At 49.4% G+C, this 4,394-nt stretch carries 3 protein-coding genes; 2 read left to right on the top strand and 1 reads right to left on the bottom strand.

Annotated features, from left to right (window positions below; translation table 11 throughout):
• Nucleotides 1-1,505, top strand: a 1,505-nt coding sequence (locus ACWVCM_RS00590) for a hypothetical protein (protein WP_455199750.1), incomplete at its 5' end; no start/stop codon positions are given.
• Nucleotides 1,506-1,734: 229 nt separating this feature from the next.
• Here the strand turns inward: ACWVCM_RS00590 and ACWVCM_RS00595 are convergent.
• A complete protein-coding gene (locus tag ACWVCM_RS00595; protein WP_455199751.1) occupies nucleotides 1,735-2,865 on the bottom strand; it encodes a D-2-hydroxyacid dehydrogenase in 1,131 nt (376 codons plus the stop codon).
• A gap of 207 nt (nucleotides 2,866-3,072) precedes the next feature.
• Between ACWVCM_RS00595 and ACWVCM_RS00600 the strand changes: the two genes are divergently transcribed.
• Nucleotides 3,073-4,218 (top strand): efflux RND transporter periplasmic adaptor subunit, encoded by a 1,146-nt coding sequence (locus ACWVCM_RS00600; protein ID WP_455199752.1) that lies wholly within the window; start codon nucleotides 3,073-3,075, stop codon nucleotides 4,216-4,218.
• The last annotated feature ends 176 nt before the right edge of the window (nucleotides 4,219-4,394 follow it).

The raw sequence follows: 4,394 nt of genomic DNA on the forward strand, positions 1-4,394 counted from the left end.
CGGGCAAACATGCGTCGCATGTAGCTACCAATGCTGAGTGCGATGCCTGTCATAGTACCAGTCAATGGATACCAGCGGCGGTGGATCATTCCACGTTTTCGGGCAATTGTATCAACTGTCATAACGGTGTGACTGCTTCAGGTAAAAGTCCCGCTCATATTGCATCAACCAGCTTGTGCGACACCTGCCATGAAAAATTTCCCGCGCAATGGACGCCGGTTGCCGCAGCTGCCGTGGATCATGCGCAAGTTATTGGTACCTGTGCCAGCTGTCATAACAATGCAGTGGCTATAGGTAAACCTGCAACACATATCAGCACTACCGATTTGTGCGACGCCTGCCATGCCGCCGGGCCAATCCCCTTCCACCCGGCGGCATTGGGCGTCGACCATACGCAAGTATTGGGCACCTGCTCCAGCTGTCATGACAATATAACCGCCACGGGGAAATCAGCAACGCATATACCAACGACGCTGGAATGTGATGCCTGCCATACCAGCACAGCATGGATACCGGTAACGACGGTTGATCACACCAATTTCTCTGGTAACTGTATTAACTGTCATGATGGGGTAACTGCATCGGGTAAATTCGCGGGACATATTAACTCCACAAATATTTGCGATGCCTGCCATGCAGTGTTCCCGGCCAGTTGGTCACCGGTTGCAGCAAGTGCAGTAGACCATGCCCAGGTCATTGGCGCCTGTTCCAGCTGCCACAACAACAACATCGCAACAGGCAAACCAGCCAGCCACCCCAGCACTACTGATGTGTGCGAAGCCTGTCATCGCACTCCACCGGGTAACAGCTGGTTGCCAACCATCTCACCGGTTGATCATGCGCACGTACTGGGTTCCTGTGTGTCATGCCATAATGGCAGTATCGCAACGGGAAAATCTACTGCTCACATTAGTAGTGCGGACCTTTGTGAATCCTGCCACTCCACAACAAGCTGGTCACCAGTGGTCACTGTCGATCACGCCCAGGTGATTGGCAACTGTGCATCCTGTCATAACGGAGTAACTGCAAGAGGTAAATCAGCAGGGCATATTAGCAGCACAAACCTTTGTGAGGCTTGCCATTCAACAACGACGTGGTCTCCAGTCTTACAAGTGGACCACTCACAAGTCCAGGGCGCCTGTGTGAGTTGCCATAGTAAATCGACAGGACATATTTCAAGTACCAATGTATGCGAAGCCTGTCATAGTACAACGTCATGGAATCCATTTACCGTCGACCATGCACAGGTATTAGGCACCTGTTCAGCCTGTCATTCACTTCCAGGCGGCCATTGCTCCACTTCACTGGAATGCAATGCCTGCCACTCGGTTACAAGCTGGAACAATCCGTCGTCAGAATGTGGAGGAACTCCTGCACCACCGCCACCTCCGGGTGTTCCAACTCCGCCACCAGGTCCGCCTTCGCCACCACCAACGGTGCCACCACCACCAGCACCACCGCCGCCGCCTGGTGGTGGCATGGGTGGTGGCGGAGCCGGCATGTAACATCTACTTTATAGAGTGGTACACGATGGAAATGGATTTCCATTACACTTACACTCGAGCATGTGAAGATCGATAAAGATAATGGCGTTTTCCCGGATTTCGCTGTGCTTCTTCCAGGCTACGGATCATGCCGTTAAAGTGGGGGCAGAGAACCATTGTTACTCATTATTAGAGAATATTGTTCTCTGACCCTGTTATTCGTGAAACAGCAATTCGGGAGATTTTTAACTCAATAACCCCGCTTAAGGTCGACAACATTCAGCATCTTTTCACCGTTTACATAACGCCGCAGGTTTTCACGCACAAGCAACCAGAATCGATTCATTTGCGCATCCGATCCTGCACTGATATGCGGTGTAATGATGACGTTTGGCGTAGTCCAGAGTGGATGCCCCTGCGGGAGTGGTTCGGGATCCATCACGTCCAGCGCAGCGCCACCCAGTTGTCCGGACTCCAGGGCCTTGACGAGATCATTGGTTACAACACTCTTGCCGCGACCAACGTTAATAAAGTAGGCACCTTTTTTCATCGAGGTAAAAAATGCCGTGTTAAACAGGCCCGTCGTCTTCGGTGTCAATGGCGTGGCATTCACGACCACATCTGCCTGCGCGGCAAGTTTTAAAAGCTCATCAGCCAGCCCCACATAAGAAACAAATGCAGGCCCTTTGCGCGATGAATTTCGCGTAGCAATCACCTTCATACCCAGTTCCGACGCCCGACGCGCAATCTCGGTACCAATGCCGCCAAGCCCAACCACCAACATAGTTTTACCCTGCACTTCCCACATGTCAGTACGTTTTACTGCGCTGCGATCCCAGTACTCCTCAAGCTGCCGTTCGTGCCAAACATATAATTTACGCGTCAGGCTATACATCATCGCAATGGTATGTTCCGCAATACCAGGCCCATAAATGCGTTTCATGTTTGTAACCAGCAGATCACGTTGCAGCGCCAGCGGGGAACTGACGCACCGGTCAACCCCGGCCGTATAATTCAGGATATAACGAAGACGCTTGCCAGCCTTTAAACTTTCATGGGTGCAGATGCCAAGCAAAACGTCCGCGTCTTCGAGACTATCGACCATGGCACGAGGAGATGGGGCCACAATAATTTCGGCATCGCCAGCCACCGCTTTCAACCAACTGATTGCATCCGGCCTGGACTGCTTACGGCGTTCGTCCAACAATACAACAATACGACGTGGTTTTTGCCAGAATTTTTCCTGCCGTACCGGCTGCGCAGTTTGCTTGAGTCCCAGGTCCTTAATCAACTTTACGGTTGCAGCATCAGGCTCGACCGCGACACTGGTCGTGCTAACCACAAGACCGCTCATCAGAATGAATAATTTTAGTGCCTTCATATCATTAACCCGTAGTTTTCAGGTTCCAGTAATTGAACCTCCTTAATATTAGAGCCAATTATTCTTCAAATTCAATTTTCTTTAGCTCAACCACATAATGTCATCGCTTTCCGAGTATAATAATGGTCCAGACCACGATTAACCCTTAACAATTTATGTTTAATTGGGGTCTGCACCCAATTGTTGTTTCGACAAAAGGCAGGAATCATGTATCTGGATCATTCTCGCGGTGAAAAAATCGCCAACTTTTATACACGGCGTTTGGGGCAGTCTGTATTATTCTCCATTTCCCTGCTATCGATATATAGTTATAGTGCAATTTATAGCAACAACAGCTTTGCCAGTTCAGCCAAAGTGCCGCTGGTCATTGTCGATCAAGCGCAAACTCAAGCTGTGATAAAACAGGTGCCCCTTACCGGCACAGTGACATCGCCAAAGGTCGCCCGTTTATCCTCCGAAGTCAATGGACAGGTCAATACTATAAGCGTAGATATTGGGGATAAGGTTAAAAAAGGCCATACCTTGTTACAACTGGACCGGGAAATTGAAGCACTGAATCTCAAAGCCTTTGAAGCCGCAACACTACAAGCCCGTGAAGAACTTGCTGAAGCCAAACGACGTTATGAAAGTGGCAAACGGTTAAGAAAACAAAGCGGTATTTCCAAAGAAGAAATCGATCAACGCCTGGCTGAGCTAAAAATAGCTGAAGCAGCGCTACAACACCGACAGGCCGCGGAACAAAAACAACAAGCCGTTGTGAATCGCCATACGATTAGAGCACCATTTAGCGGAATCATCAGTGAAAAACTCACCGAAGTGGGTGAATGGGTAGAAACCGGCAAACCGGTTTTAACCTTGATTGCCATGGATGAGCTGCGAATTGATTTTCAGGTGCCACAGGAACTCTACACCCAAATTAATGGCAATAGCCTGATATCCATAACCCTGGATGCCCTGCCCGGTAAAAAATTAACCGGGAAAATTGATGCGCTGGTTCCCGTCAGCGATCCAGATGCACGGACTTTTCTGGTTCGCAGCAAGCTTACCAACAGTAATATCAACATGACGCCCGGCATGTCAGCGCAAGGTATGTTGCGGCTTAATACGGGAAAGTCGGGTGTTGTTGTCTCACGCGATGCCATCATGCGCTATCCCGATGGCAGGGTCACTGTTTGGGTAATCAATTTTGATAGCGAAGTTCCAAAGGTGTCTGAGCAACGCGTCAAAGTCGGCCATAGCTTTGACGGTAAAATTTCAATAGTGGAAGGTTTACAGGGCGACGCCATTGTTGTAGTGGAAGGCAATGAAGCCCTGAAAGAAGGCCAGACTGTACGGATTCATAATCAACAGTAAAATTTCCCTCTCTTAAAAGGAGAGAAGGGATTCTAACCAGGATAAAAATCATTTAAAACCATGTTCGAAGCCATCATTAAACGCGGCACCCTGATGACAGTCATCGTACTAATCATCAGTGTATTGGGTGTCGTGGCGGCATTTCAAATCCCCATACAAATGATTCCCGACCTGGA

The sequence above is a fragment of the Kaarinaea lacus genome, assembly GCF_975902315.1.

Excerpts from the sequence above, each read along its gene's own strand:
- ACWVCM_RS00600 (WP_455199752.1), top strand. The coding sequence starts at position 3,073 with ATGTATCTGGATCATTCTCGCGGTGAAAAAATCGCCAACTTTTATACA.
- ACWVCM_RS00595 (WP_455199751.1), bottom strand. The coding sequence starts at position 2,865 with ATGAAGGCACTAAAATTATTCATTCTGATGAGCGGTCTTGTGGTTAGC.